Source organism: Deinococcus sp. QL22 (genome assembly GCF_023370075.1).
Classification (GTDB): domain Bacteria; phylum Deinococcota; class Deinococci; order Deinococcales; family Deinococcaceae; genus Deinococcus.
The window spans coordinates 150,097-176,775 of the sequence record NZ_CP097154.1 but is presented as its reverse complement, the minus strand read 5'-3'; the positions used below and the strand labels follow the sequence as shown (position 1 = coordinate 176,775).

Here is a 26,679-nt window from a genome sequence, read left to right as displayed (position 1 = left end):
CTTGGTTCTCCTCTGTTTCCTCATTTCAACCTGCGGCTGCCAACTGATATCTGAGTCAACTTGGCTCTAAAACAGTCAAGCCGCGATTCGTGGCGTGTATCAAGCAAGGAGAGCCTCAGCCTATGCCACAGCCGGGGGTGTTTGAACCTCCGAAGATCTTGGAATAGAAAGTTAGAGTCAGTCTGTAATCTTTAAAAGTGCAGGGCTTCATGCCGCAGGGGGGGGAGGGTGCCGTAGCGCTCGGCGCGAATCAGGATGTCGTGCGCCCAACGGCTGTGGGTGGCAGGCTCGCACATCCGGCCATTCATCTTAAAGACGGCGGGCGCGTCCTCGGCCAGAATCGCATGCGCTTCTTGCAGGTCGCCCTCGGTGACGCGGTAGCCGTTCAGCACGGTACTCAGCTGCACCGGATGAATAATCGTTTTGCCCGACAGGCCATATTCAAGGTCTTGCTGCACCTCGCGGGCCAGCGTCGTCAGGTCTTCAAACACCTCGTAGACGGGGCTGGAGAGCATAAAACCGTAGGGCTTGAAGACGCCGATCAGCATGCTGATGACCCGTTCCAGCGGGCCTTCGTACAGAGTGCGGCCCGGCGTGCGGCGCACTCCCAGCGCGTGCATCAGGTCGTTGCCGCCAATACGCAGGCAGGCGATCCGGTGCTGCCAGCTTTCCTGAAAAATCAGGTCGCGCAGGCAGGCCATGCGGTGCTCACTCAGCGCCTCGCGGGTTTCCAAGGTCAGCAGCACCGACAAGTGCGCGTGTTCCTCACGGTTCAGCAGGCGCATGTAGGAGGCCAGATTGCCGTCGTGCGTTTTGGGCAGCACGAAGCCGCTGATGCCGCGCAAATCCAGTGTCAGCAGTTGCGCCAGCACTTCCGGGTTGCGGGCGCGGATCAGGCGCAGGGGGCCAGTCCTGGATGCACCCGTGCCAGAGAGAGCAGTGACGATGGGGGGCAGATCGGGGAGGGCAAGGGTCAGATTCGCCAGCGCACGCGGCACATCTTCCTCGCGCACGGCGTCCTCGGTGCAGTAGATCAGGCTGCTCAGGTGCGGGTATTTGTCGGTGCCGAGCTGCACGAGGTCGTCACGGGTGGCCGGAGCATACAAACTGGCTCCCAATGCCCACGGATCAAGGGTTGAAACAGGGATCAGCACAGGCATCAGGAGCCTCCGGGGTGGATCAGGGCAGCAGCAATCAAGGCAGCGGCGAGGTAGGGCAAGGTGGGGTGAATGCTGACGGGAACCTGCGCGGCCTCTGCCAGTGCTTGGAGGTGCAGCGTATCGGGATGTTCTGCTTCCCGCAGCATCAGGTGTGCAGGCTGGCGGCGCAGAAAAACCCGCGTGGCCTCGCCCACACTCGGCTTGACCAAATGCGGATCGGTCACGCCCAACGTGGCGGCCAAAGCAGTGACCCTATCGTAAGGCCGCTGCGGGCGCGGGCCAACAGGCAAGTGAAATTCCAGCGTGAATGGGGTGGTGAGCGTGTCCAGCGCCTCTAAATATTCTGCCGTGTGGTCGTGCCCGCGCAACTGTTCCTCTATCCGCGCCGCGTGTAGGCCGCCTTCTTCCGTCACAAAAGTCCGGCTCAGGAGTCCGCACACACTGGCATTCAGCGCCGCGTGGGGCAGCAGCAAATCGTCGTGTGTGGCGGCGTGCAGGGCCACGCCTGCCGGGTCGCTCAGCACGGCGAGGCGGGTGGGGATATCGGCGGGCAGGCTGCCGACTAGCGCTTCGTAAATGCTGCCTTTGCCCGTCCAGCCGTCCACAAAAATCAGTTGCCCGTGTGGATGCTGGCGGCGTACCGCTTGCAGGGCCACGCCATCTATGCCACTGCCCCGAATGATACTGAGCGTGTGGTGCGGCAACTCCGACCCCCAGCGGCGGGCCAAACGGCGCATGGCACAGCCCACCGGGGTTCCGGCGCGGGCCAGCGAAACTAGGACAGGCTGCGAATAAGTCGCCAGAATTTCTGCCGTGAGGCTCGCCAACAGCGCCCCCACTCGCTCACCGTTGCGGATCAGTGCTGCGCGGTAGGCCGCCGTCTGAACCTCGGTGGGCACGCCCTCAGGCGTCAGCAGCGTGCCATACGACACCCCCGCCCGCAGCAGGGTTTCTTTCTCCTGCACGCTGACCAGGTGGGGCTGAGCGGCCCGCAGATGTACCTCTGCGTCGGCAGCGGGAAGCGTATGGGCCAGAGTGGAGGGGGTCAACAGGGTGTCAGGTTTTGGCGTCATGCAAGCTTCAATCGAGAATGGGGAATAGTCATGGGGCAACGTCTCCAGGCAACTGTGGCAGCGATTCAGCATGCGGGCAAATCATGTGGGGCGAATGGATGAGGTTGATTGATTTTGAAGTGAGTTTGTCAGCCCAGCAACGTTTGAATCTAGAAAATCATTTGACAGGCTACCGCTGAGGCAAGTTGGCCGCATTCACCGCCCGGAGGATTTGGCCTCTGGGGGGCGTGACCGCAAAATCGCAGGCACTCATAAAGGCCAGGTCGCTGAGGCTGTCGCCCAGGCCAAGGGTCAACACGGCGTCGGGGAAGTGCCGCTGGCGAAGGTGCTGCACGGCTTCCAGCTTGCCCAGCGAACGCGGCAGCACACTGACGTTGTTGGCGTTGGCGATAATTTTCAGGCTCTCTACTCCCTGATCTGTCAAAAAGGCTTCCCAGCGCACTTGCAGCTCTTCCAACGCCTCAGCGTGGGCATCGGGATGCTTCAGCACGGTCATAAACGGCAGGTCGTGGGCATGATGGCGGGTCAGGCGGCAGCCGAGGCGGGCAGCGTAAGCCTCTAAGTGGGCGGTGGCGGCAGTCAGAGCGTCCTGCAAGTCGTGCAACCGTTCGCGCACATGCCCGGCCCATTCCGCGTCCACTTCTCCGCCCGGCGCAACCAGCGTCAGGCCATGATCCACGATTCGCCAGGAGGTAAACGGCAGGGTCACGCGGGCCATCGCCGCCAGATCGCGCCCGGTGACCGGAATCACGGTGACGCCGCCGCAGGCCAGCCGCCGCAAGAGTTCGGCCTGTGCGGGCGTGCAGAACGAGTGCACCTCACCGCGAGTATTTACGGTGGCGGGCGTCAGCGTATCTGGGTCAACACCCGGCAACTTGCGGAGCGTCTGAAATAAAGTGTCGTCCAGATCGGCAAAAGCGACGATAGTGTTCGTTTGTGGACTGGTCATGGGCTGAGCCTCACGGCCTGCGCGTGTGGCCCCAGCGCCGCCATCAGCGCCGGATCGGGCAGACACGCGCCCTCATAGCCCACCAGAATCCGGCTATAGGCGCCGGGGTCTACGTTGTACACGTAGTTGGAAATCCCGTCTGACACGTTGTCGGCAAATGTCAGGGTGTGCAGAATCGCTAGCCCCGGCAGAATTGGACTGCGGGTGGTGGCGTTCCAGAGGCAAGAGGCAACCCTGGGCGCAATCTGCTGTGCCAGAGCGAACGCCGGATACTGATATTCCCCGGTTCCCAGCACCAGCACGCGGTCTGTGGGGTGAACGGTGAGGCCCAGAGTATTCAGCGTGGGTGAGTCGGTCAGGTGGCCGTAGCGGGCGCTCTGGGCAGACAGCAACGCCGTTTTGTCGGCTCCGTTGCCCACCACCGCAGGCAGGGCGGCAGGTTGCCAGGTCAGATCGGGTGCAAACGAGAATTCGCCGCGTGTCAGACTCACGAAATCCACAGGCACACCAAGCGACTCGGCCAGTTCGCGGCGGCGGGGGCACCAGTCGGTCAGGCTGACCAAGACCACCCGTGACACGTGTGGATGCAGTTCCAGCCAGGCGGTGGCCAGGTTTTGCAGGGTTGTTCCGGTAGACAGTTCATCGTCTACCAGCACCAATTCCGTTGCGGCGCGTGCTGCGGGGCCGGGATCGTAGACCAGGTGTGCGGGCGCGTGCGAGTGGGGTTCATCGAAGCGCAGCAGCAGCGGAGCTTGTGTGTGGTAGCGCGTGGTGTGCTGAAACGTGCCGGTTTTGCCCGGAGTCGCCTCCAACCACGCCCGAAACACACCCTCGCCCAGCGCGGTGGCCGTTTCCGCCAGCCCGATGAAATGCGGCGCGTGCAAGGGAGGCAACGCAGCAACCAGCGTGCGGTAAGTGCGGGCCGCCACGTCCGGCGCAATCGGAATGTGCTTGCCCAGCACCCGGCTCACGAACAGGAAACCGCGTTTAGGGTTGCGGCGCACGGCGTAGGTCAGCAGGTCGTTCAGCGGCGCGGTGGCCGCCTCTAGCCTCAGCTTCAGCGTGCCACTCGGCAAAACGACTTCTTGCATGTTCAACTCTGGGCTGACCGTCATCCTAACTCCACTTCAGGTTCGGCCAATTCCGCCGTGCCCATCACGCGCACCACTTTGTCCTCGGCCACGCTGAGGCCCGTGCGAACGGCTGGGAGGGTGTTCCAGTTCAGCGTTCCTGTGGCTGCATCCAGCAACAGGCGCGGAAAATTGATGCCTGCTGCCATGCTGTAGCGCAGGCCGCCTGATGCCCGTGCATTGATTTCCAGCATGTGTGGCACGCGCAAGCCGTCGTCTTTGGTCTGAAAATTGAAGATGCCGCTGAGGTTGTACGTCTGGGCAATCTTCTGGGCGGCGGCCACCAAGTCGGGGCGGTGTTCCAGGCGCTGCCCATGCTCCCCTTTGCGGCGCACCACCGCGCGAATCAGGCGGCCCTGCCACGCCACACAGTCGATGCTGCGTTCCGCGCCTTCCAGCGTGTGCATCAGCAGCATGGTAGGCAATTCACCACTCGCAAACATTTCCCGCGCCGCCGCCACGCTCATCTGGTACAGCTCGCCCTTCAGAAAGGAATTCAGGTCGGGCCGCTCCATCAGCACCCGGAACCCGCTGGCATAAATCCCCCGCGCAGGCTTGACGCACAGGCGCACGCCGTCTAACTTGAGTGCTTTCAAGCCGTCTTCAAAGCTGGCGGAATCTTCAAACGTCGTCCACCGCGGAATGGGCAAAATAGCAGTGTCCCAAGCCCGCAAAAATTCGTCTTTGCGTTCCAGGTGCCGCTGCGTGGCCTCATCTGCGGGCACGATCAGGGCAATTCCGGCCTCGGCAAAGGCGGGTTGCCAGTGCCCCAACCGCTCGCGCTCCTTGCCGGGAACCACCACTCCGATGCCCCGTTCGGTGCAGGCGGCCAGCAGCCACGCGGCGTAGTCGTCGCCCAGCAGCCCTTTAGGTTCCAAAAAGGTGTACGGCGCGGCGGCCAACATCCCGTGATCGGGGTCGGTGTGGCTGGCCCAGACTTCATAAGGAGCGCCTTCCAGCGCCGTCAATTGCGCAGAAGTCACGCTGAAATTTTTGGTGAATAGAACTCTGGGCAGGGCAGTGGTGGGGCGGGCAGTTGTCATAGGCATCTCGTTGGGGTTAGGGGAAAGGATGATCGGCAGTGCCGGAACAAGGAGTTCAGACAGTGATGCACGTTAATTTATCTTTAATTTGTCAGGCTGGGAAGGAGGTTCGGTTGGTTACCCCGCCTGCCCCAATTCCCGCCCCAGATTTTCGGCGGCCCGTAAAGCCGATTCTTCAGCCTGCCCGCCGTACTGAGACAGCAGTGCCCGCAGGCGCGACAGCTGTTCTACATCCAAGTACGCCCGCACGCCTGTTTCGGTCACTTCGCCGGGCTGTCCGGTCAGGCCGCGCACCAGCCCCAACACAAAGCGTTGCTGCACGGGGCCGCTGGCGCGAATCTGGCGTTCAGGGTGGGTCAGGCGAAAGTGCGCGGAAACGGTGGCGTCCTGCATCCTGCGGGCCAACGATCCGGATTGGGCCAGCACGTCGGCGGGCCGAATAGTGCGGGCAGCCTGACGATACTGCTCCGGGTCGGCGTCGTGCGTGTAGGCCCAGCCATCAGCGCGAACCTCGGCCAACTTGTTCAGGTCTACGGCGTCCAGCAGTTTCAGCAACTCGGCGTCCGTCAAATCCTCGGCGTCTACCAGTTGTGTCAGTACTTCGTCTTGCTCCGTCGTACCCAACCGGGTCATCAGGGAGGCCGTTTCGCGCCAAGAATCCAGCGCCGCCATCTCCTGAGACACGGGTAGGCTGGGATCGAGGTCGTACAGGGTCAGGTCGTGCGTCCGGAGGTGCGCCAGCAGCAAACGTCCCGCATTCTGGCGCTCGCCGCCCACGCCCCGGCGGTACAGGTGAATCAGTTTGCGTCCCTTCTGAATGGCAGCGTCTAGGGCGGGCGAGGTCATGTCCTGATTCTGCCCGGTTTGGGTGGGGGGTGCAGTGGGTGGGACGGACTAGAGCATTTGTCAAAAGAGTTGTTTGTTTTGACCGAACGAAGTGAGTGAATTTCAGCAAGGATTTGGGAGAATGGAAGCGTCAGGAGTCTTTTTTGTGACGCTGTAATTCGGACAAATGCTTTAAGGGCGGTATAAGGTGTTGGGACGGGGACGCAGCTCGCACGTTCGTTTGGCTTACCCTGCCACTGCTGCCCGCCCCGCCAGTTGCCCTGTGCTGTTTGCCTGTTGCAGAGGTACCACGGTCAGGCCGTTCCAGCGCCACGCGGCAATGGTCAGGGCGATGTCCAGCGATTTCACGCTCAGTTCCAGCGGGCCGCCGTCTCCGGTTCCGGCCAGCGCGAACCAGCAGCCCAACGGCACCTGTGCGCCGAGGTGCTGGCCCTGTGTCAGCTCGCAGGCGGCGTGTTGGGTGTACACGACTTGGGGGCCGCCGCCGACCCGAATGGCAAAGGCGTAAGAAGAGTCCGTGCGTTCCAGTTCGGCGGCGCTGTTTTGTACGTCCAGGCGCGCCACCATGTCCCAGTTGCCCGCAGGTACGGCAGGCCACAGCAGGCGCAGCAGCGGCGGCTGGGCATACAGCCCGTTTCTGAGAATCTGAAGCTGGCCGCGCTCGGTGGCGACGCGGTAGCCGTTGCTGGTGCGGCGTTCGGTGCGTGTGAGCGGCATGTCCCCCGGTTCGTTCTGGCAGGGATCGGCGGCGCGGCGGGCCGGGGCCACTGCCGAGGCCGAGACTTGGGCAGCAGGGTGGCTCACTGGGGCTGCGAGTTGAGCGCTGGCCCGCTCCAGGTCAGCCTGAGCCGCTTCAGCCTGGGCCGCCAGGTCGTTTAGCCCTGCCCGCGCCGCGTAGTACCGTGCCAGCGCTGGCTGAAGTGGTAAATGGTGCGCCGCCAGCACCGTCCGCAGTTCCCGGCGTTCGCTGCTGCTGAGGGTTCCGGCCAGTGCCACCCGCAAGAGTTCACTGGCAAAGCACAGGCCGTCCTCCAGGTCGCTCGCCTGATACACCAGCCCCGGCATCCTTACTGTTTCTTCGGGTGCGGCGGTGGTCAGCAGGCCCAGCGCGGCGGCCTGAGCCAACACTGCCGGGGCGTCTGATCCCAGCAGTACGCGGGCCACCGCCGAATCCAGCGGGCCGTACATCAGGCTCAGGCGGGCCAGTGCGCCCCGGAATGCGGGCGGCAGTGTGCCGAGTTCCCCCAGCAGGGCGTCGCGCACCCCGGCGGGCAGCGGCAGGCGCGTGCCGGGCAAGTCCAGATCGGCCTCAATCAGTGCGCGGGCATGCAGATCAAGGCCGTCGGATTGCTGCACCACGCGGGTGGCGTAAGCGCGACGTTGGTCGGCGCTCAGCAGTTGTTGGCGCTCGCTCACGGCGTCCATCACTTCATGCACCGCCAGCGCAGGCAACTCCAGATGATGCAGCCGTGAGCGGTCTACCGTGCCCAGTGCGTCCCGCAGGGCGTGTTGCTCATCTGCCGAAGACGGCGACAGCACCAGCATCAGGCTGCTGGGTAAGTTCATGGCGAACTGCATGCTGGTGGTCAGAAACGGTGTGGCCTGTCCGATATCGTGAATGGCGATCACCAGCGGATTCCCGGTGGCTGCCACCAGCGTCCATGCCCGCACCAGATCTTCTTCGCGGTGGCCGGGTTGCGCCAGTAGAGCGTGGGCTTCGGCGTGCCGTTCGGGGGGCAGCAGGCGCATCAATTGGTGCAAAAAGGCCGCCCGCTGCAACTCCGGGTGCGGCGACGCCTGCATCTGAAGGGCTTGCCAATCGCTGCCCGCCACCGCGCCCTGAAGCAGTTCGCGTTTGCCCTCGCTGCTGCGGCCACTCAGGATCACCAGTTGCGGCGTTTCTCTGGCGCGCTCCAGCAGCTGCCGGAATCGCCGGGTCAGTTCGGTGCGCTCAAATTTCACGCTGCCTGTGGTGCGGCTGGGTGCAGGCGTAATGTGCAGCTGCATCCCCAGTTGGTCGGCCCGCGCCCGAATCAGGCCCGCCGCCGCCAGGCGCCCATTTTGCACCGAACGGGCATACACCCGCGAAAAGGCGGCCTCGACCTCCTGACTGATCACCCACCGCTGGCTGTCGACCCACTCGCGGAATTCGGTGGAACCCAGGTCTTCCAGTCCACTCAGCGGCAACCCGCTGCCCTGCGACAGCCACTCGCCGAGGCGCGAATCGGGCAGATGATCGGCCTCGCGCAGCCAGCGGTCGAGGTCGGTGGGCAAGGCGGCCTCGAGCAGCGGTTGGTGAGACGGAAACAAGTCCAGCTCAAGGTGTCGCAGGCGGTGCAGTTCTACTCGCAAATTCCGCAGGGCGTCCGGGGTATTCCACATCAGTTCGGCCAAGTGTTCGCGGTGCTGCGGGCGGCGCTGCAGCGTGAGGTAGATCAGGAGTGCCACCGCCTTGACCGACGCATTAACAGGTTTGCCGTCTTTGGCAAGGTAACTGTGCCCAAGCAGATGGATGGTCAACATTTCGGCTCCCTCAAGCGAATTCTGGACAAAGGAAGGTTGAACGAAGGAAGGTGGGGGCCCTCAGAACCAGCAAAACCCGAACACTCAGCTCAGATCATCAGACCCTAGTGGTTGCCCAATGATCAGACCATGATCAGCTTCAATAGGCGTGCCCTGGTCGGCTGGCTGGGCGTGGCCTCAAGGCCGCTACACATGGGTCGTCAAGCCAGAAGGCAGCTCGGTACAGAAAGGGTCAGGACAAACTCAACAGGGCCAAATCTTTACAACATGAGGAAAGGCGGGAGAGGAGTTCGGCTGCTTCTCATGTTAACAGCGGCAGAACGTCTCTAACGTCAATTAAACGTTAAATTCGGCCCTGGTCAAATGACCAGGGATCGAGATTAAGAACCCCTCATCGACTTCATCTTCATGGCCACTTGCTGTTTGTGTCATTTTTGCCGCCATCACAGAGGGGCGCAAACCAGGAGAGGAACCGCGACTGTGCTGAATACTGGTTCCTATTAACGCACTATGCCGTTCTTAGGCTCAATTTGTGGCCGTTACCCCGTAAACACCGGATTCCCAGGCAAGTTTCCCAATTAACTGGCACTGGCCTTTCCGGCTCAAAAGTACTGACCCAAAAGAAGCGAAAGCTGCTTACAAAAAAAGGGCATCAACAAAACCGGAAATTTGTAGGCAATTGCGGCGATAAATTCAGAAAGAAAACCTTTCACAGACGGCTCATCTGTAGCTGCCGACCCAATTTGCTCGGCATGAGAAATCTGGAAATCCAGCCATACTTTGATGAGGCATTGATGCTATCCCTTCAGATTTAACACACCTCGACCGTTCTCATAACTAAGGTATGAAGGCAGACAGTTTAAACGCCTGGCGCTTAATTCTCATCTGCTGATTTGGTTTCCGGCATGTGTCGCAAGGCACCTGCCCGGCGACCTGTGGCTTGAAGATCACGGTCAATATTTACGGCGATCAAGACATAAGGAGAGCGGCGATGACAGACCGGAAGTATACGGACGCAGTCCAGCCCGAGAGTGTTTTTACTCAAACCGTTTCAGGCTCCCAGACCGTTTTGGGTTCCCCGCACACTGTGGGGCAAAAACACTTTGCCCTGTTTGGCGTTCAAATCGCCGGAACAACGTTACCGAATGTCGCGGTACTGGCCGAGGAACTGCGTCGGCTGCATCTGCTCTGCGAGTCCCAGGCGCGGCGGCTGGATGACCTCGAAGCCCGCGAACATCTCAGCTGGCCGACCAGAAGCGCCTATGCCCACCTTGAAATCGATCCGTAACGGCGGGCAGCACAGGAAAGCCGCCCTGGTCTTCCTCCACCCACTGGTCTTTTGTCCCACACTGCACCACGCCCGTCCTGGAGGCCTCAATGATCAACATCGCGCTGCTGTGTGAAGGCACGTACCCGCATATGCAGGGCGGCGTGAGCGTGTGGTGCGATCAATTGATTGCTGGTTTGCCAGAGCATTCCTTCGACGTCTACGCCATCAGCGGCCAGCGCATCAGCCAGGACGGCTGGGAATTGCCGCCCAACGTGAAACGGCTGGTCAGTGTGCCGCTCTGGGAGCAGGAACCCGGCAACGGGCGTGGCTGGCACAACCAGGAGGCGCTCGACAGCGCTTATGCCCAACTGCTGTACAGCTTATTCATCGGCACCAACGACACCGGGCTGTTTTTGACGGCCCTGCGTACAATCTTCGAGTACGCCCAACTTGGAGACCTGACTCAGGCGTTGACGACGCGCCGGAACACGGTGCAGCTGTACCAGATGTGGCGCACGTATGGGCGCAGCGCCGCTGTGATGGAGCGTCAGGAAGACCTGCTCCTCCAGCCCACCCTCGACGACGCCCTGCAGGCCAGCGTGTGGATGGAGCATTTTTTGCGGCCCCTCTCTTGCCCGCCGCCCGAAGTAGACGTGTGTCACGCGGCGTCCAACGGCCTCAGCCCGCTGCTGGCCTTTACCTGCAAATGGGCTTACGGCACGCCGTTCGTGCTGACCGAACACGGCATCTATCTGCGCGAACGCTTTCTGGATCTGCGCCACAGTAAGCACACGCCCGCCTTCAAATCGTTCCTGATGCGTTTTTACCGCCTGTTGACCTCAGCGGCCTACCAGATGGCCGACCTGATTACACCCGGATCGCACTACAACGAACGCTGGGAAGTAAGGAATGGAGCCGACCCAGACCGGATTCGTCCCGTGTACAACGGCATCAATCCCGCCTTCTTCCCCATTCATACCGAGGAGCCTAACGCGCCTACCATCAGCTGGGTGGGCCGCATTGATCCGCTGAAGGATTTGGGCACGCTGATTCGGGCATTCGGCGTGGTGCGTGAGGCCATGCCCGACGCCAAATTACGGATGTTCGGGGCCGTACCGAAGGGCAACGAGGGCTACGCGCAGCATTGTCAGGCCATGATCGATCAATTCGGTCTGAAGGAAGCGGCGACCTTTGAAGGCCGGATCGACGACGTAGTAGACGCCTATCACGCGGGGCATATGGTGGCCCTGACCAGCATCTCGGAGGGCTTTCCCTACACCCTGATCGAAGCGATGGCGTCGGGCAAAGCGACTGTCGCCACCGATGTGGGCGGCGTGACCGAGGCGCTGGGCAGCACTGGGCTGATCGTGCCGTCGCGGGATCATGGAGCAGTGGCGCAGGCCAGCCTGACGTTGCTGAGCAACGCGGGCCTCCGCAAGACCCTCGGCCAGGCGGCCAGAACGCGGGTGCTGTCTCAGTTCACGCTGGACAGTTTCCTGCACGTGTACCGCCATATTTACCCGCATGTGGTGCTGCAGGGCAGCGCGGGTCGGTGGATAGGATGACTTCGGCCCCGCTACGAACGCTTCCGACTGCGGCTCGGCGTGGCCCAGATCGCCGCTCCGCTGACCCCTTGGCCGTGTTGTCCCGCCACCTGAACCGAGACTGCCTGCACGCCCTCCAGCCGCAGGAATTGGCCGCCATTCTGGAAGCCGAGGGTTACACCGACACACTGATTCAGGAACGCTACGGCGATCTCAGCGTGTTTGCCTGCGCCGAACGCCTGTTTCAGTTGGTGCCCTACCGCCCGCCCACGTTGGCCCGCTCCGCCTCACCAACGTTGCGCCCCGGCCACATCGGGCGCGACCTGCTGCGCGGCGTCATCTATCTGCTTCCGGCGGTGTGGTCGCCTGCGGTCTTGGCACTGGGTTGGAATGGAAGCCAGAGCCTCAGTGGAGATGCAGGCCAAAGCACCAGCCTCAGCAGCATTCAGGGCGCGGGCCTCGGCCTCCTCATCTCCAGCTTCTTTGGCTGGGGCTGGATGCAAAGCGTGGCCTATCTGGGGTATCTGGGCCTGGCGACCAGTCCGGCGGAAACGGCCAGAATGCTGCGCTGGGCGGGTGCTGGGGCAGTGGCGCTGACGGGTGTGCTGGCGGCGGCAGCAGCAGCGGCGCTGGGGCAAGACCCCGTGCAAGTGGGCGTCGTGGGGCTCAGTATCGCCTGCTATCTGGCGGCGGCTACGGCTCTGTTGGTGCTCAGCAGTGAAGTTCTGTTGGTCATCAGCCTGCTCCCCGCCCTGACATGGCTGGGCTTGCAAGCGGCCTTCTCTGGCGGCTTGGCGCAGAGTAATGCCCCGCAACAAGCCGCTGTGGTGCTGGCGTTGGCGGTGGGGTTGCCCGTGGTGGCGGCCCTGTATAGCAGCCAACCTGCCCTGATCGGGGCGATGCAGGCAGCGGCGGCACGGGTGCGGGGCGTCCCTGTGGCGGTTCCATCGCCCCGCAGATTGGGCCGGGCGGCATGGCGGCGGGCGTTGCCTCACGCGGGTTATGGCTGGCTGTGCGCCGGTTTTCTGTCACTGGCACTGCTGCATCCCTTGTCCCCATCTGACCAGTACGGGTCTGCCGGAATGCTGGGCCTGTCGTGGAGCCTCGCGCCGTTGGTGCTGAGCATGGGTGTGCTGGAACTGAGCGTACGCCGAATCCACGCCGCCCTGAGACAGAAGGCGGGCACGACTGGAACAGTCAGCAGCATCGTCAGAAGCAGCGCGTGGCAAGTTCTGAAGGTAGGCGTGCAGTACACCGCCCTGTTGTTTCTCGCCTACGTGTTGGCCCGCCTCTTGGCCCCTGAATTCGGTTTTCAGCGCCCGTCGTGGTTGCTGATCCTGGGGCATCTGCAAGTGGCTGCAGCGTTGCTGTTCAGCGGCCTGCTGATCAATTTTGGGGCGCTGAACCGCGTGTTGGGCGCGTGGGCGTTGGCACTAGCCGCACAACTGGCCTTGCTGCTGGCGCACGTAGATGTTGTGAGCAGCTACACCCTCAGCGCAGGCGGCGTGCTGGCGCTCTTGCTGGCCCTGATGTGGCTGGCGCTGATGGATATTCGCAACCTCGGCTGACTTCACTCTCCCAGTTCTTCAAGGAGTTCCAATGAATAGTCTCGTGACAGTCACCGGTGCAGAAGGATTTATTGGCTCTCATCTGGTCGAAGCCCTGGTCAGAAGCGGCGTGCGGGTGCGGGCGATGGTGCTGTACAACTCGTTCAACTCGTGGGGCTGGCTGGATCAGCTGCCGCCCGATGTACTGGAACAGGTGGACGTGGTCATGGGCGATGTGCGCGATCCGGTGTCGGTGCGCGAGTGTATGCGGGGCGCCGAAGTGGTTTACCATCTGGCCGCCCTGATCGCTATTCCGTACTCGTATCAGGCTCCACATTCTTACGTGCAGACTAACGTGGTGGGTACGCTAAACGTGCTGGAAGCCGCCCGCGATTTGCACACGCCGCGCATCATCCACACCAGCACGAGTGAGGTGTACGGCACGGCCCGTGAGGTGCCGATTCACGAGTCTCACCCGTTGCAGGCGCAGTCGCCCTACGCGGCTTCCAAGGTGGGGGCCGACAAGTTGGCCGAAAGCTACTTCCTCAGCTTCGGCCTGCCCGTGGTCACGCTGCGGCCCTTCAATACCTATGGCCCCCGCCAGTCGGCCCGCGCCGTCATCCCCACCATCATCAGCCAAATCGCCGCCCGCGCTCCAGTGGTCAAAGTCGGTTCTCTGACTCCCACCCGCGACTTTAATTACGTGTCCGATACAGCCAATTCCTTCCTCGCGGTGGGCAACGCACAGGCTGCGGACGTGGTGGGCCGCACCTTCAATACCGGAACCGGAGTCGAGGTGTCGGTGGGCGAACTGATCGGAGCCATTGCCGACGTGATGGGCCGCCAAGTGGAAGTAGAGCAGGAAGCCGTGCGCCTGCGCCCCGACGCCTCGGAGGTCATGCGCCTCGTGAGCAACAGCGGAGAACTGCGCCGCGTCACCGGCTGGCAGCCCGAATTCCCGCTGCGTTCGGGCTTGGAACGCACCAGCACCTGGTTCTTGGACGGCAGCAATCTGGCCCACTACAGAACCGGAATGTACGTGGTGTAGCAAGTTTTTTGTCCTCCCCTCCAAGGCGGGCGTTGCAAAGCAAGGGGGGGATTCCCCCACAACCCTCACCTCTCATCCCTCAAAAAGGAGAACCACCATGCACGCAGTCATTCTTGCAGGCGGCAAAGGTACCCGGCTTCTTCCCTACACCACCTGCGTGCCCAAGCCGCTCGTGCCCATCGGTGACCGCTTTTCCATCCTGGAAATCGTGCTGCACCAGCTGTCTCACTTCGGATTCCGGCGGGTTACGCTGGCGATTGGGCACATGGGGCCGCTGATCCGGGCCTTTGTCGGCGACGGCGGGCGCTGGGGCCTGAACGTGAACTACCTGCAAGAAACGTCGCCCCTGGGTACCATTGGGCCGCTGTTGGGCGCACTCCATACCCTGCCCGAACACTTTCTGGTCATGAACGGCGACGTCCTGACCGACCTCGATTACGGCAAGCTGCTGCGCCAACACAGCGCCTCTGCCGCGCCCGTGACAGTGGCGACCTATGCCCGCGAAGTTCGCAGTGAATTTGGCGTGCTGGACATTCAGGAGGGCGAGATCATCAAGTTCCGTGAAAAGCCCGTCTTCGATTTCATGGTCAGCATGGGCATCTACGGGTTTTCGCGCAGCACGCTCACCACCTACACGCCCGGCCAGCCCTTCGGCTTCGATGATCTGGTACTCGACTTGCTGGCCCGCGACCAGCATCCTGCCAGCTTTGCGTTCAACGGCTACTGGCTCGATATTGGCCGCCCCGAAGACTATGACCGCGCCAACGCCGAGTTCAGTTCGCGCCTGCCTCAGCTGATGCCGGGGTTCGCGTCGGACTTGCCGGGCTTTGGTCTGGGCGAACGGCCCGAAGCTGCCGACCTGCGGGCCTTGCAGCCCAGCAACTAGGCCGGATGTATGCCATCCCTTCCCTCCCTAAACTCGCGCCTGACCCGTGTGTTACTGCTCGGCGGCGGCGGTTTTCTCGGCCTGCACATCGGGCGGAGACTGCGGCAACAGCCTGACCTGCTCACCATCGTGGGGCCGCCCCGCGCCCAACTGGATCTGGTGCAGGCCACTCCCTCGGCGTGGGACTCCCTGATCGCGGCAGCCCGCCCAGACATCGTTATCAATGCTGCTGGCCGGGTGTCCGGTTCCCCCCAAGAATTGTTCGACGGCAATATGTTGATTGTGTCCGGGCTGCTTTCCAGCCTGAACCGCCTGCAACTGCGGCCCTGGCTGGTGCATGTGGGTTCGGCGGCAGAGTACGGCGTTACCGCGCCCGATCGTCCGGTCAGCGAAGACATGCCGTGCCACCCCGTTGGCCCTTATGGAGTGGGAAAACTGGCCGCCACGCAACTGATTCTGGAAGCCCTGCACTGGGACACGGCGCGGGGTGTGGTGCTGCGGGTGTTTAATCCGGTGGGCGCGGGCCAGAGCGGGGCCACCCTCCCCGGACATGCGGCCAGTGTGCTGCGCGAAGCTGTCCGGCAGCGCAGCGACACCGTCAGTTTTGGCGACCTGGCGAGCCGACGCGATTATGTGGACGTACGCGACGTGGCCCGCGCTGCTGTGTTCGCCGCCCGCATGGGCCAGCGGTCAGAGGAGTCCCTGCCCCCAGCTTTTCCTTTGCCTGCGGTGCTGAACGTAGGTTCTGGGCAGGCCCGTCCCTCCTGCGACGTGGTCACTGGATTGGCGGACTTGGCCGGATTTGTGGGCCGCATTACCGAAACGGCCCCCAGTTCCCCGCGCTCCGATACAGTGCAGTGTCAGCGGGCCGATATTGCGCGGTTGGGTGCGCTGGGCTGGTCTCCGCATTACACCTTCGAGGATGCCCTGCACGACCTGTGGAATCACCCCTCACTCCTGGACTGGGATGCACCGGGCGCGGTTCCGGTCAGCCACCTCTCAGCTGTGTCCACTGCTGCTGCATCCTCCTCATCCGCATCAAAGGAGTCTGTCCATGAACAAAGCCGCGTCTAAACAGTTGGGGTATAAAACGGCGGCTCAGGCGCTCCTGACGGTGGCGGGACTGTTGGTGCTGGGCGGGTGTGGGCAGGGCAACAAGACCGCGCAGGAGCAGACGGATCAAGTGGTTGCCGAAGACCACAGTGACGATTTCGGCCATCTGCAAAACCACCTGCATGCCCCGGTGCTGGCCCCGCCTGCCCGTCCCGACGCCCACAATGTCGCGCCGCTGCGTGAACTTCGCGGAGCCAAGCCCCGGTTGCCGCTGCAAACGCTGAGTATGACGCCCAATACCAATGTGGTGGCCCTGAAAGTGCTGGTACTGAGTGCCAATGCCTATGACGGCACCCAGAGCGCCGCGACGACCATGTTGGCGCAGGCGGGCGTGCCCTACGACGTGATCAATCCCAGTGTGTCCGGCAGCTTTACTGCCCAAACGCTGGTGGCCGAGGACGGCACGGGCAAGTATCAGGGTGTGATTCTGACCACCGGAAACCTGGCGTATGAGGCCAGTCCGGGCGTGTGGCAAAGTGCGCTGGACTGGGCAGGCTGGAATCTGTTGTGGCAATACGAGCAAGACTACAAGGTGCGGCAGGTGTCGCTGTACACCTATCCCAGTTCCTGGCCCGAAGAGTACGGCCTGCGTGACGCGGGGCTAGCGTCGGCCACCGCCAATCCCAAGCTCACGGCGGCAGGCAGCGGTGTGTTTACCGACTTGCGGCCCGGCGTGACCCTGCCTATTCAGTACGCCTACAACTATCCGGCGACTGTGGCTGCCGTACCCGGCGTCACCACCACCCCGCTGTTCACCGATGCAGGTGGGCGGGTGCTGGCGGCCCGCTCGGACACCGCCGGGCGCGAACGGTTGGCGCTCACGTTTGCCCAGAATCCCAATTTGCTGCACTCCGAATTGTTGGGCTACAGCCTCGTCAAGTGGCTGACCAAAGGCGTGCATCTGGGCGAATACCGCCGCTTCAATCAACTGGACATCGACGACTGGTTCTTGCCCGGCGACCTGTACAACGCCACCACCAAAACCATCAAGCCGGACGCCTTCCGCATCTCGGCCAGCGACGCCCTGTCGTTGTCGGCGCAGCAAACCTCGTTGCGCCAGCGGTACCCCGTTTCTTCAGAATTCAAGTTTGCCATCGTGTACAACGGGGGCGGAGCCAATACCGCCGCGCCGCTCAGTTGCGCCACCAACGCCGTCAGCCCCGACCGCCTGAGCAGCATGTCGCGCTGCCTCGCCAACAGTTTCGATTGGGTCAGCCATACCCGCGATCACCTGTACATGGATTTTCTGAATTACAGCGATTCGTTTGCCCAGTTGCAGCCCAACCTGACCATCGGGGCGCAACTCGGCCTGAATATCAGCACCAAAAGTCTGGTCACGGGCGACATGTCGGGGCTGGGCTACTACAACCCGGCGGGTGAAGGCCCCAAAACAGATTTCGGCCTGCTCAAGTCCAATGCCAGTTTCCTGTCGGCGGCCCAGAATACGGGCACACGCTACCTGTCTTCTAACCGCTCGGTGTCCAGCCAGTGGGATGCGGGCTGCATCAACTGCGGCCTCGTGCACCCGCTGAATCCCAACATCTTCCTGATTCCGCGCTGGCCGACCAATGTTTTTTATCATGTGACCACGCCCACGCAGGCAGTCACGGCCTATAACGGCGTGTACGGCCCCACGGGAACGGCTCCCTACTGGCCAACAGACCTCACCTACAACCAGTACCTCGACAAAGAAACCGATCTGGCCCTCGGTCACGTCCTCAGCGGCAGCGCCTACCCGCACTACATGCATCAGGGCAATCTGCGCCAGCACACCACAGGCCGCAGCCTCGCCTCGGACTGGGAATCTGCGCTGCTGACCAAATACTCCAAATACAGTACGCTGCCCCTGAAAACTTTGCGCTGGGACAGCCTCGGCGCGTACATAGAGGCCCGAACCTCTTACATGAAGAGCGGCATGAGCGGCACATGGAACCGGGCGGCCAAAACCTTGACGGTGCAGTCGGCGTCGGGCGGCGAGGGCTTCGTAACCGGGGCGGCGGGCAGCCTCGGCAGCAGCGAGGTTTACGGCGGCCACACCATCACTACCTTTGCACTGGGGGCAGGACAACTCGTTACGGCAGTCCTGCCCTGACATGGCACGCCTGACGCGCACATTGACGCCGCCGACGCTGCCCAGCACCGAACCCGGCGAACGCAGCCGATCCCGCTCTGCTTTGGCCCTGTACTACGGCCAAGACGCCTTGCCGCTGCTGACGCGCTATCAGCGGGTGGTGGTGCAGCCGGGCCACTTTAACGCCGCTCAGGTGACCTGGTTGCGGCAGCGCGGGGTGCAGGTGTTGGCCTACCTGAGCCTCGGAGAAGACGGCAGCGGCCAACCGCAAGACTGGCTGACCGCTGCCCCCCCGACCATCTGGGACACGCGGCTGGTAAATGCCAGCCACCCCGAATGGCGGGCGCGGGTTCAGGCGCAAGTGTTGCGAGATAAAGCGGTGTTCAGTGGCTTCTTTTTAGATACCGTCGACTCTGCCCCCCAAGATTCCCGCCAACTGCGGGCCATGCTGAAACTGGTGAGGTTGGTGCGCCAGTGGGCTGGCCCCAAATACCTCCTGATCAACCGGGGCATCGGGTTGCTTCACCGCCTGCGCGGAACCGTGAACGGCGTGCTGATCGAAGCTTTCTCGACCACCTGGCAGTCCAGTGTGGAGCAGTCCAGTGTCGGGCAAGCTAGCGTGGGACAGACTAACGCTGGGCCGGCAGGTTACCGGGCCTACACCAAACCGGAACTCGAGTACACCGCGCAACTCGTAGAGCAGGTGCGGCGACAGGGGCTAGAGGTGTACGCCCTAGATTACGCCGATACGCCTCAACTGCGGAGATTCGCGCTGCGGCGGGCCGCCAGTTTCGGCCTCTCCACTTTTGTCAGCAACCGGGAGTTGTCTTTGCCCACTGGCTATGCGCCGCCGCCCAAGCGCGCTGGGGCCGCCACCGAAGCCCACCGCCAGAAAGGCCTCAGTCCCTAGCAGAAGTGGGAAGAACGTTTTAAGCGAAGATTCTGCCTCACAAGAAGATGCGCCCAGTGGACTCGGTCAGTCCGTCTGGAACGCATCTTTTGTTTGGGGTTGGCACCCTAGGGACTGGCCCTGATTCCCGAACATCCGGCCCTGCTGATCAATACGTGCGCAGCTTCACCAATCGGTTAATTTTCACAAATCATCGCAACTTTGTATCAGTTGCAGCTTTCGCGCCTGTAGCCCGACATCGTGCCGCCTGCTAAATTCAGGTCTTTGCGAATCGTATTGATCTTCAGACTGGTCGACAGATTGCAGTCGGGAGCCAGCTTGTATTCTGTGTTCAGGGCCAATTTGCCGCGTTTCACGTACTCGGCCAGCGGAGCGCATTCGCTGTATTGCTGGCACTGCTCGTTCAAGATGCCGTCAAACTTTTCGACCATCATTTTGCCCGTCCGGTCTCTGAGCAAAATCTTGTCGGGGCCGTTCTTCTGGAAGACTGCCAGCCCAAAAGCGTGCGCCTGATCCGCGACCCAGCCGTTGAAGTCGATTTGCTGCTGGGTCGTGATCTTGCCGCCGCTGACGTTTTCATCGTTTTGCAAGTTGTCAGGCTCAATGGCCGCAAAGCCCTTGTCCTTGCACATCTTGAAGCGATTCTTGAGGATGACGGCCAGCACCGAATTGGGCTTGAATACGTCTGTCACGTCCAGAAAGTATTCGGAGGGCCAATCGGGGTCTTGCTGAATCTTCAGGTAGCTGGGGTACTGATCCGAGTCAGGCCGGCCCGGTTCATAGCTGCCGACATCCAGATAGCAGACGGTGTACACGCCCTGCGCGTTCAGTTGCGCGACCTTGGCCGCCGAAGTACCGAAGCCGTCTATGTCCAGTAATTTCACGCCGGAAGGCACAGTGATACTTGAATCTTCACCCGCGCCAATTTGCCAATCCCAGGACACGATGCCTGCGGGAGGCAACTTGATGCCTGTAGCTGGGGCTGGCGTTGGCGTTGGAACTGGGGCTGGTGCAATGGGAGCAGGCGCAACTGGGGCTGGTGCAACGGGAGCAGGCGTGGGGGTCGTGGTCGCCGTCACCGGGTCGATCAGCAATTCGTCCACCAACGTTCCCCGGTTCCATGTACGCTCGCCGTTCAGAAACACCACGCTGAGGCGGTCGCCGGGGGCGATATTAAAGTTGCCAAATGCGACGGTGGCGTAAGTGGACGACTTGATTTCGAGCCGCGCCAACTCCTGCCCACTTCGGCGCAACGCGACCACCGGATTGCCCTGATAGGCCTCGGCCAGCGCCTTGATACGAATCAGGTATGTGCTTGCTTTTGTCGCGCTGGGCACGGTAAAGCGCACGCTGCTGCCGGTGCTGTACAGCCCCACCGACTGCCCGCCGCTCGCCGCTGGATCATCGATAATTTCGGCGTCGCGCAGCGTGCCCGGCTGAACAATGGTGAGGGGCTGACGTTGTTCGCCCGACAACTGGGCTGCGCGTTCTACGCTGGCCTGCTCCGCCTCAAAATGTGCGCCAGTGGCAGTTGTCATCGGGTTGCTGGGGGAACGGACGGAGGTTCCGCACGCACTCATCAACGAGGCGGTGACCAACAGCATCAGAGGAGTGTGGCGGGACTTAAACGTTTGAATAAGGCTCATGGGCGTTAGGCTATAGGTCGTTCAATTAGAGAAATAACGAAAAATCGACATGGCCTATTAGAATTCTCTCGTTCCTACCACCTTGAGAGGTTTGTGTAAAGGGTGGAGATTGTTCACATGTAAGAAAAGTGTCAGATCAACCAATTCGATTATGAATACAAGTTTACAGGAATATGAGAAATAGCGGTGTATTTGTATCACCCTGGCAATTTAAAAAAATAGGACTATTGATGGCGACCAACTATTCTTTTCACACTCGTCTAGAAGTGGCATAACTAACGAAGGTTATTAATGAAGATTTAGGCCCTTTGACTAGGGAGGGAGGAAATCGGGGATTACGTGCCCGTATTAATAAAAAAATCCGCTGTGATCATGACTTGATGCCACTGCTAAGCAGAGCGCCTGAAAAAAGCCAGCTTTAGCCCAGGGAGTCTGCGAATCTATCTGGTGAAATGAGCAAAACTTCCCAGAAAAACATGAGCCAAACTGAATCGGTTCAGACATTTGGAGGTGGTCGGCTTGCCGCCGATCTGAGTTGCTCATTCACTTGCCCGTGCCTCCCTCCTGCTCGGTCAGAACAAATGAGCGCTCTTCATGAAGTAAAAATTAAGTTGTGTTCAGAAATCCTTTCTCGTGAATGGCAACCTACGCCAGCCAACCGAGTCTGGTTTCTTGCGTGGTATCTATATCCGCCTGCACCTGCTCGCTGGTGGGCCTGCAGCGGGGCCAGGCCATGAGCAATCTTTTATCTGGGCGGCACCGTGCCCGTTGGTATGAGAGTCTGGAGAATGTCGTGTGGACAGTGCAGAAGCACAGCCAGTGTTGGCTCTGCCGCTCTGCCCACCAGTTCTGAGGAGGACAGTGACTATGCGAACCATCAAACTTGGCAGCAGTGACCTAGATGTGCCTGTGGTGTCCGTGGGCTGTATGCGGATCAATTCGTTGGAAAAGCAGGACGCAGCGCGGTTTGTGCAGACGGCGCTGGATGAAGGCGCAAATTTCTTCGATCACGCCGATATTTACGGGAAAGGGAGCTGCGAGGAGATTTTTGCGGAGGCCATCGGCATGAGCCCCAGCGTGCGCGAAAAAATCATTTTGCAGTCAAAATGCGGCATTCGCCCTGGCATGTTCGACTTTTCCAAAGAACACATTCTGTCTTCGGTAGACGGCATCCTGAAGCGCCTGAACACCGAGTACATCGATATTCTGCTGCTGCATCGCCCCGACGCCCTCGTGGAACCCGAAGAAGTGGCCGCCGCCTTCGACACACTCGAAACGTCGGGCAAAGTGCGTCATTTCGGCGTATCCAATCAGCATCCGCGCCAAATTGATCTGCTGAAAAAGTACGTCAAGCAGCCCATCGTCGCCAATCAACTGCAACTGAGCATTACCAACGCCACCATGATTACGAGTGGATTTAACGTGAACATGGAAAACGACGCAGCGGTTAACCGTGACGGTGGCGTGCTGGACTATTGCCGCCTGAACGACATCACCGTCCAGCCTTGGTCGCCCTTCCAGTTCGGTTTCTTTGAAGGCGTATTCCTCGACAACGCCAAATTCCCCGAGCTGAATGCCAAAATTGACGAGATCGCAGCCAAATATAGCGTCGGCAACACAACGATTGCGATGGCTTGGCTGTTGCGCCACCCGGCCAAGATGCAGCCCGTGACAGGCACCATGAACCTTCAGCGCCTCAAAGACTGCTGCAAAGCCAGCGAGATTCATCTGACCCGTGAGGAGTGGTACGGAATTTTGCTGGCCGCCGGAAACGTCTTGCCCTGATTTTCATTCTCTTTCTTTGCCGTCCAACAGCGCCCGTGCTACTGCCTGCGCTTGCTGGGCGGCGTTTGGGTGTTCAGTGATATGAGCCACTACCGTCGCGCCTTCTCTCAGTAGCAAAGACTGGCTGGCACGGGCCGGAGGATTGGGCGCGGCGGCCTCGGCCAAGGGGCTTTCCAGCAGAGCGACAAACCGCTCCTTGTGGTTGGGCCTCGTATAAGACAGGACGCCCCGCCAGCTTTTCTGTCATTCCGGCAACTGCGGTTTCTCGCCCCGGAATATGTCCTGCCCGGCATATTTTTCCAGTTGTACCCTCCCGCCCGTGCGGGCGCTTTGGTAAATGGCGTCCATGATTCGATGATCTTGCACGCCCTCTTCTCCCGGCGTCCACGGTGTTTTGCCATCCCTGACCCGCTCGGCGAAATGATCTATTTCCAGCCCGAATTGATCGTAGCTGCCGAATGCCGGAATAGTTTGGCCGTCCTTGTCGGTCAGGATCAGACTGAGGCCCGTGTAGGTAAAGGCAGGTTCCATCAGGGCGCTGCCTTCTTCGCCCAGCACGCGCAAAGTCGTTGTTTTGTGCGCCCCGTAACTGGTCAGGGCATTGGCGATGATGCCGTCTGGAAAGCCCAGCATAAACGACACCGATTCCTCTACTTCGCGGAATCGGGAGTCGTTTTTGGGCTGATGCTGCGCGGCAAAAACCCATTCCGGCTCGGTGCCCAGTACGAAGCGCAGGATGTTCAGGCTGTACAGGCCTACGTCGGGCAGAGGGCCGCCGCCTGCCAAGTCCAGCTTCATGCGCCACGCTTCGGCGTCTTCTTCGACTTGCACATGCATGGAATCCAGCAACTTGATAGGGCCAAGTTTCCCGCCCTGCACAGCGTCGCGGGCGGCCCAATGGTGCGGCGTGTATTGGCAGCGGTAGGCCGTCATCAGCTGTACCCCGGCGGCGCGGCAGGCATCCACCATTGCCTGAGCATCGGCAGCGTTCACCGACAGCGGTTTTTCGCACAGCACATGCTTGCCCATGCGGGCGGCCCGCTCAGTGTAGTCGCGGTGCAGGCTGTTGGGCAGCACGATATACACGCCGTCCACGTCTTCCCGGTTTTTCAGTGACTCAAAATCATCGTAGGAGTACACGTCCTCATCGGTCAGATCAAAAGCGCGGGCAAACGCGTGGCCTTCCTCCAGATCAGACGTGACCAGCGCGGCCACACGGGTATGTTTGCTGGTACGAATGGCTGGAATCAGTTCCTCGGCACTCAGTTTGCCCAGCCCGACAATCGCTAGTCCAACGCGTTTTTGAACAGATTCCGGCTCAGGAAGATCAGGTTTCAGTGGCATGGTGCCCACGCTAAAGCGGCGGTGTGCGCCTTGTTCATACGGAGCCTGAATGCACCTTTACGCTCCCATGACGGCGGCTCATCGATAGGGATCGCTTGGCCTCACATTAGCCTCAAACTCACATTCTGGGCGGTATGCTGCAAGCAGGGGATGCTGTCCCCGCAGCCACGTTTCGTTTTCCATCACCTCATTTATTCACCGCACCACTTATAGAGCGCACCAGAGGAGAACCGATGAGCTTTCTCAATAAACTCAAGGCGATGGGCAGTCAGGCAGGCAAGGAAGCGCAGGACACGTGGAGCCGCTTCAACAACACCGCTTTTGCCGACGCGACGATGGCCGCCTGTGCCCTCATTGGCGCGGCAGACGGCAAAATCGATCAGAACGAGCGCACCCGCACGGCTCAATTTATTACCACGAGCGACAAGCTCAAGGCCTTCAACGTGGCCGATATGAAAACCAAATACGACAACTTTTGCAACAAGATCACTGCCGACTTCGACTTCGGCAAGATCGAATTGATGCAGGTCATCGGGCGTGTGGCGGGCAAGCCGGATCAGGCCCGCGCCGTGGTGCAATTGGCCCTGGTGATCGCCAATGCCGACGGCGAATTCAGCCCCGACGAGCAAAAAGTGATGCGCGACGTGATTTTTGCGCTGAAGCTGACGCCCGCTGAATTCGGCCTCTGACCCACTCGTCGCCCCACGCGGCGCATGAGTATCAGATGTCAAAAGACCGCTCCAGCTTTGAGTCTCCTCAATTGTGATTGACAGAACGCTTTGACAGCGACATTCTAGAGGTAGAGTCTCATCCTGCGCTTTCGATTCGTTCTGCACCACTACTTCACATCACACCCATTTCAGGAGGGCAACATGGCAGTATCACTTTCTAAAGGCGGCAACGTTTCACTTTCCAAAGAAGCACCCGGCCTCACGGCCATCGTCATCGGCCTCGGCTGGGACCCCCGCGCCACCGACGGCAAGCAGTTCGACCTTGACGCCAGCGCATTTATGCTGAAGGACGACGCCAAAGTACGGGCCGACGGCGACTTCATTTTTTACAACAACAAAGTCTCTTCCGACGGCAGTGTGACCCACAACGGCGATAACCTCACTGGCGAAGGCAGCGGCGACGATGAAACCCTCGACGTGGATCTGACCAAAGTGCCTGCCGAAGTGCAGAAAGTCGCGCTCTGTGTCACCATCGATCAGGCCGATACGCGCGGCCAGAGCTTTGGGCAAGTGGGCAACGCTTACATTCGCGTTTTGAACAAGGCCAACGGCAGCGAAATCGCCCGCTACGACCTGTCCGAAGACGCCTCTACCGACACCGCCATGATTTTCGGCGAGATCTACCGCAATGGAGCCGACTGGAAATTCAAAGCCGTCGGTCAGGGCTACGCGGGTGGCCTCGCGCCGCTGGCCCGTAATTACGGCGTCAACGTCTAAACTTGTCTTTTGGAGGCGGGTGGGGCTGCTTGGCCTCCGCCCGCTTTTTGCTTTCGCTGAAGCTGAGCACTGACCCACAGCCAAAAGGAGTCCATGCAGACCTTTCAAACTGGACAAAAATCACCCCTGAGTGCTTTAACCCCCCAAACAGCTCTGACGCTGACGGTACGCGTTACTGGCCCCGCGCCTGAATATGACCTGATTTTGTTTGGCCTAGACGCGGCGGGCAAGCTCTCCGATGACCGTTACATGGTGTTTTTCAATCAGCCGAAGAGTCCTGAAGGCGCACTGAGCATGCAGAGCGGTGCCCGCAACGAAAAGGTCTTTCAGATCAATCTGGTGCAGCTGCCCACCTCGGTGCGCCGTCTGAGCCTCGCGTCCACAGTAGATCAGGGATCGTTTGCCGCCATCGATCATGCCGAAGTGACCCTCAGCAGCGGCGCGGGCCAGCATCTGACCTACCGCGTCACCGGGCGCGATTTTCAGCAGCAGCGGGCCATCATGTTGCTCGACATTTATTTCAAGGAGGTGTGGCGAGTTGGGGCCATCGGGCAAGGCTTCAACGGCGGGCTGGACGCACTGGTCAAGCATTTCGGCGGCACGGTGCAGGAGTCGCCGCTGGCCCGGCCCCCGGTTGCGCCGCCTACTCCGGTTGCTGCTCCACCGCCCACTCCGGCTCCCGCCGCTGCGCCCACTCCGCCCCCGCCCAGCATCAGCCTGCAAAAAATCACGCTGGACAAGCAGGGTCAAAGCACCAAGATTTCACTGCGCAAAGACGGGGGCCAAGACCCCATTCGCGTGAACCTGAACTGGGAGCGTGGCGGCAGCAAAGGTGGATTCCTCGGTTTTGGCGCGACATCGGGCGCTGACCTCGACCTGGGCTGCATGTTCGTGCTGAACAGCGGGCAGATGGGCGTGATTCAGTCGCTCGGCAACAATTTCGGCTCAGACCGTTTCGAGCCGTACATCATGCTCGACAAAGATGACCGCACCGGAGCCTCTAGCGACGGTGAAAACCTGATCATCTTCCGGCCCGATCTGATCCATACGGTGTTGATTTTCGCTTTCATCTACGAAGGAACCAGCGATTTTACCCGTGTGGGCGCACACCTGACCCTTAAAGACCCGCGTGGCAACGAAATCACGGTGCGCCTCAGTAATCCCGACATGCGCCGGACTTTTTGCGCCATTGCCAACATCGAGAACGTGGGGGGCGATATCAAAATTACCAAAGAGGAACGTTATTTCAGCGACCACTCCACCTGTGACGAGCATTACGGCTTCGGGTTCAACTGGTCGGCGGGCAGCAAATGACAAATATTCCGAACGAAAGCGCCGGAGTT

At 60.9% G+C, this 26,679-nt stretch carries 21 protein-coding genes; 12 read left to right on the top strand and 9 right to left on the bottom strand.

The window, feature by feature from the left end:
* Positions 1 to 191: 191 nt before the first annotated feature.
* The 7 genes from M1R55_RS27310 to M1R55_RS27280 form a co-directional block, all read right to left on the bottom strand.
* Entirely contained in the window at positions 192 to 1,160 is a 969-nt protein-coding gene (locus tag M1R55_RS27310; protein WP_249396161.1) for an HpcH/HpaI aldolase/citrate lyase family protein, read from the bottom strand.
* Positions 1,160 to 2,233 (bottom strand): cysteine protease StiP domain-containing protein, encoded by a 1,074-nt coding sequence (locus M1R55_RS27305; protein WP_249396160.1) that lies wholly within the window; start codon positions 2,231 to 2,233, stop codon positions 1,160 to 1,162. The genes M1R55_RS27310 and M1R55_RS27305 overlap by 1 nt, the downstream gene beginning before the upstream one ends.
* Before the next feature lie 169 nt (positions 2,234 to 2,402).
* The gene (locus M1R55_RS27300) at positions 2,403 to 3,182 is read right to left on the bottom strand and encodes an HAD-IIB family hydrolase (RefSeq protein ID WP_249396159.1); all 780 of its coding nucleotides are present in this window, start codon (positions 3,180 to 3,182) and stop codon (positions 2,403 to 2,405) included.
* Positions 3,179 to 4,297, bottom strand: a complete 1,119-nt coding sequence (locus tag M1R55_RS27295; protein WP_249396158.1) for a phosphoribosyltransferase domain-containing protein — start codon at positions 4,295 to 4,297, stop codon at positions 3,179 to 3,181. Before M1R55_RS27295 ends, M1R55_RS27300 begins: the two co-directional genes overlap by 4 nt.
* On the bottom strand, positions 4,294 to 5,295 hold the full coding sequence (locus M1R55_RS27290) for an ATP-grasp domain-containing protein (protein WP_249396157.1): 1,002 nt from the start codon (positions 5,293 to 5,295) through the stop codon (positions 4,294 to 4,296). The genes M1R55_RS27295 and M1R55_RS27290 overlap by 4 nt, the downstream gene beginning before the upstream one ends.
* Before the next feature lie 177 nt (positions 5,296 to 5,472).
* Complete coding sequence (locus M1R55_RS27285) at positions 5,473 to 6,201, bottom strand: hypothetical protein (protein WP_249396156.1); 729 nt, start codon at positions 6,199 to 6,201, stop codon at positions 5,473 to 5,475.
* Positions 6,202 to 6,426: 225 nt separating this feature from the next.
* Positions 6,427 to 8,724 (bottom strand): hypothetical protein, encoded by a 2,298-nt coding sequence (locus M1R55_RS27280; RefSeq protein ID WP_249396155.1) that lies wholly within the window; start codon positions 8,722 to 8,724, stop codon positions 6,427 to 6,429.
* A gap of 991 nt (positions 8,725 to 9,715) precedes the next feature.
* Here M1R55_RS27280 and M1R55_RS27275 point away from each other — a divergent pair.
* The 8 genes from M1R55_RS27275 (at position 9,716) to M1R55_RS27240 (ending at position 19,113) form a co-directional block, all read left to right on the top strand.
* On the top strand, positions 9,716 to 10,012 hold the full coding sequence (locus tag M1R55_RS27275) for a hypothetical protein (RefSeq protein WP_249396154.1): 297 nt from the start codon (positions 9,716 to 9,718) through the stop codon (positions 10,010 to 10,012).
* An 89-nt stretch (positions 10,013 to 10,101) separates the two neighbouring features.
* Positions 10,102 to 11,559: a GT4 family glycosyltransferase PelF gene (gene pelF / locus M1R55_RS27270; protein ID WP_249396153.1), complete on the top strand. Its 1,458-nt coding sequence runs from the start codon at positions 10,102 to 10,104 to the stop codon at positions 11,557 to 11,559.
* The gene (locus M1R55_RS27265) at positions 11,556 to 13,106 is read left to right on the top strand and encodes a hypothetical protein (protein WP_249396152.1); all 1,551 of its coding nucleotides are present in this window, start codon (positions 11,556 to 11,558) and stop codon (positions 13,104 to 13,106) included. The genes pelF and M1R55_RS27265 overlap by 4 nt, the downstream gene beginning before the upstream one ends.
* Positions 13,107 to 13,137: 31 nt before the next feature.
* Entirely contained in the window at positions 13,138 to 14,133 is a 996-nt protein-coding gene (locus M1R55_RS27260) for a GDP-mannose 4,6-dehydratase (RefSeq protein WP_249396151.1), read from the top strand.
* A 97-nt stretch (positions 14,134 to 14,230) separates the two neighbouring features.
* Positions 14,231 to 15,019 (top strand): sugar phosphate nucleotidyltransferase, encoded by a 789-nt coding sequence (locus M1R55_RS27255; protein WP_249396150.1) that lies wholly within the window; start codon positions 14,231 to 14,233, stop codon positions 15,017 to 15,019.
* 9 nt (positions 15,020 to 15,028) lie between these two features.
* Positions 15,029 to 16,093, top strand: a complete 1,065-nt coding sequence (locus tag M1R55_RS27250; protein WP_249396149.1) for an NAD(P)-dependent oxidoreductase — start codon at positions 15,029 to 15,031, stop codon at positions 16,091 to 16,093.
* Positions 16,074 to 18,224 (top strand): hypothetical protein, encoded by a 2,151-nt coding sequence (locus M1R55_RS27245; protein ID WP_249396148.1) that lies wholly within the window; start codon positions 16,074 to 16,076, stop codon positions 18,222 to 18,224. Before M1R55_RS27250 ends, M1R55_RS27245 begins: the two co-directional genes overlap by 20 nt.
* Before the next feature lies 1 nt (position 18,225).
* Complete coding sequence (locus M1R55_RS27240; RefSeq protein ID WP_249396147.1) at positions 18,226 to 19,113, top strand: endo alpha-1,4 polygalactosaminidase; 888 nt, start codon at positions 18,226 to 18,228, stop codon at positions 19,111 to 19,113.
* 206 nt (positions 19,114 to 19,319) lie between these two features.
* Here the strand turns inward: M1R55_RS27240 and M1R55_RS27235 are convergent, their stop codons facing one another.
* The gene (locus tag M1R55_RS27235; RefSeq protein WP_249396146.1) at positions 19,320 to 20,759 is read right to left on the bottom strand and encodes an endo alpha-1,4 polygalactosaminidase; all 1,440 of its coding nucleotides are present in this window, start codon (positions 20,757 to 20,759) and stop codon (positions 19,320 to 19,322) included.
* A gap of 867 nt (positions 20,760 to 21,626) precedes the next feature.
* On the opposite strand from M1R55_RS27235, the gene M1R55_RS27230 reads away from it, so the two are divergent.
* A complete protein-coding gene (locus M1R55_RS27230) occupies positions 21,627 to 22,544 on the top strand; it encodes an aldo/keto reductase family oxidoreductase (RefSeq protein ID WP_249396145.1) in 918 nt (305 codons plus the stop codon).
* A gap of 243 nt (positions 22,545 to 22,787) precedes the next feature.
* On the opposite strand, the gene M1R55_RS27225 is transcribed toward M1R55_RS27230, so the two are convergent.
* Positions 22,788 to 23,888, bottom strand: coding sequence for a Gfo/Idh/MocA family protein (locus tag M1R55_RS27225; RefSeq protein WP_249396144.1), 1,101 nt, complete (start codon positions 23,886 to 23,888; stop codon positions 22,788 to 22,790).
* Between the two features lie 233 nt (positions 23,889 to 24,121).
* Here M1R55_RS27225 and M1R55_RS27220 point away from each other — a divergent pair, with 233 nt between their 5' ends.
* The 3 genes from M1R55_RS27220 to M1R55_RS27210 all read left to right on the top strand — a co-directional run bounded on the left by M1R55_RS27220 (position 24,122) and on the right by M1R55_RS27210 (position 26,650).
* Positions 24,122 to 24,577: a tellurite resistance TerB family protein gene (locus M1R55_RS27220; protein WP_249396143.1), complete on the top strand. Its 456-nt coding sequence runs from the start codon at positions 24,122 to 24,124 to the stop codon at positions 24,575 to 24,577.
* 183 nt (positions 24,578 to 24,760) lie between these two features.
* Entirely contained in the window at positions 24,761 to 25,336 is a 576-nt protein-coding gene (locus M1R55_RS27215; protein ID WP_136364044.1) for a TerD family protein, read from the top strand.
* A 93-nt stretch (positions 25,337 to 25,429) separates the two neighbouring features.
* Positions 25,430 to 26,650, top strand: a complete 1,221-nt coding sequence (locus M1R55_RS27210) for a TerD family protein (RefSeq protein WP_249396142.1) — start codon at positions 25,430 to 25,432, stop codon at positions 26,648 to 26,650.
* Positions 26,651 to 26,679 lie beyond the last annotated feature (29 nt).

Coding starts and splice junctions, on each gene's coding strand:
- M1R55_RS27275 (WP_249396154.1), top strand. CDS start 9,716: ATGACAGACCGGAAGTATACGGACGCAGTCCAGCCCGAGAGTGTTTTT.
- M1R55_RS27215 (WP_136364044.1), top strand. CDS start 24,761: ATGGCAGTATCACTTTCTAAAGGCGGCAACGTTTCACTTTCCAAAGAA.
- M1R55_RS27265 (WP_249396152.1), top strand. CDS start 11,556: ATGACTTCGGCCCCGCTACGAACGCTTCCGACTGCGGCTCGGCGTGGC.
- M1R55_RS27245 (WP_249396148.1), top strand. CDS start 16,074: ATGAACAAAGCCGCGTCTAAACAGTTGGGGTATAAAACGGCGGCTCAG.
- M1R55_RS27280 (WP_249396155.1), bottom strand. CDS start 8,724: ATGTTGACCATCCATCTGCTTGGGCACAGTTACCTTGCCAAAGACGGC.
- M1R55_RS27250 (WP_249396149.1), top strand. CDS start 15,029: ATGCCATCCCTTCCCTCCCTAAACTCGCGCCTGACCCGTGTGTTACTG.
- M1R55_RS27260 (WP_249396151.1), top strand. CDS start 13,138: ATGAATAGTCTCGTGACAGTCACCGGTGCAGAAGGATTTATTGGCTCT.
- M1R55_RS27235 (WP_249396146.1), bottom strand. CDS start 20,759: ATGAGCCTTATTCAAACGTTTAAGTCCCGCCACACTCCTCTGATGCTG.
- M1R55_RS27240 (WP_249396147.1), top strand. CDS start 18,226: ATGGCACGCCTGACGCGCACATTGACGCCGCCGACGCTGCCCAGCACC.
- M1R55_RS27255 (WP_249396150.1), top strand. CDS start 14,231: ATGCACGCAGTCATTCTTGCAGGCGGCAAAGGTACCCGGCTTCTTCCC.
- M1R55_RS27225 (WP_249396144.1), bottom strand. CDS start 23,888: ATGCCACTGAAACCTGATCTTCCTGAGCCGGAATCTGTTCAAAAACGC.
- M1R55_RS27295 (WP_249396158.1), bottom strand. CDS start 4,297: ATGACGGTCAGCCCAGAGTTGAACATGCAAGAAGTCGTTTTGCCGAGT.
- M1R55_RS27310 (WP_249396161.1), bottom strand. CDS start 1,160: ATGCCTGTGCTGATCCCTGTTTCAACCCTTGATCCGTGGGCATTGGGA.
- pelF (WP_249396153.1), top strand. CDS start 10,102: ATGATCAACATCGCGCTGCTGTGTGAAGGCACGTACCCGCATATGCAG.
- M1R55_RS27210 (WP_249396142.1), top strand. CDS start 25,430: ATGCAGACCTTTCAAACTGGACAAAAATCACCCCTGAGTGCTTTAACC.
- M1R55_RS27230 (WP_249396145.1), top strand. CDS start 21,627: ATGCGAACCATCAAACTTGGCAGCAGTGACCTAGATGTGCCTGTGGTG.
- M1R55_RS27220 (WP_249396143.1), top strand. CDS start 24,122: ATGAGCTTTCTCAATAAACTCAAGGCGATGGGCAGTCAGGCAGGCAAG.
- M1R55_RS27305 (WP_249396160.1), bottom strand. CDS start 2,233: ATGACGCCAAAACCTGACACCCTGTTGACCCCCTCCACTCTGGCCCAT.
- M1R55_RS27300 (WP_249396159.1), bottom strand. CDS start 3,182: ATGACCAGTCCACAAACGAACACTATCGTCGCTTTTGCCGATCTGGAC.
- M1R55_RS27285 (WP_249396156.1), bottom strand. CDS start 6,201: ATGACCTCGCCCGCCCTAGACGCTGCCATTCAGAAGGGACGCAAACTG.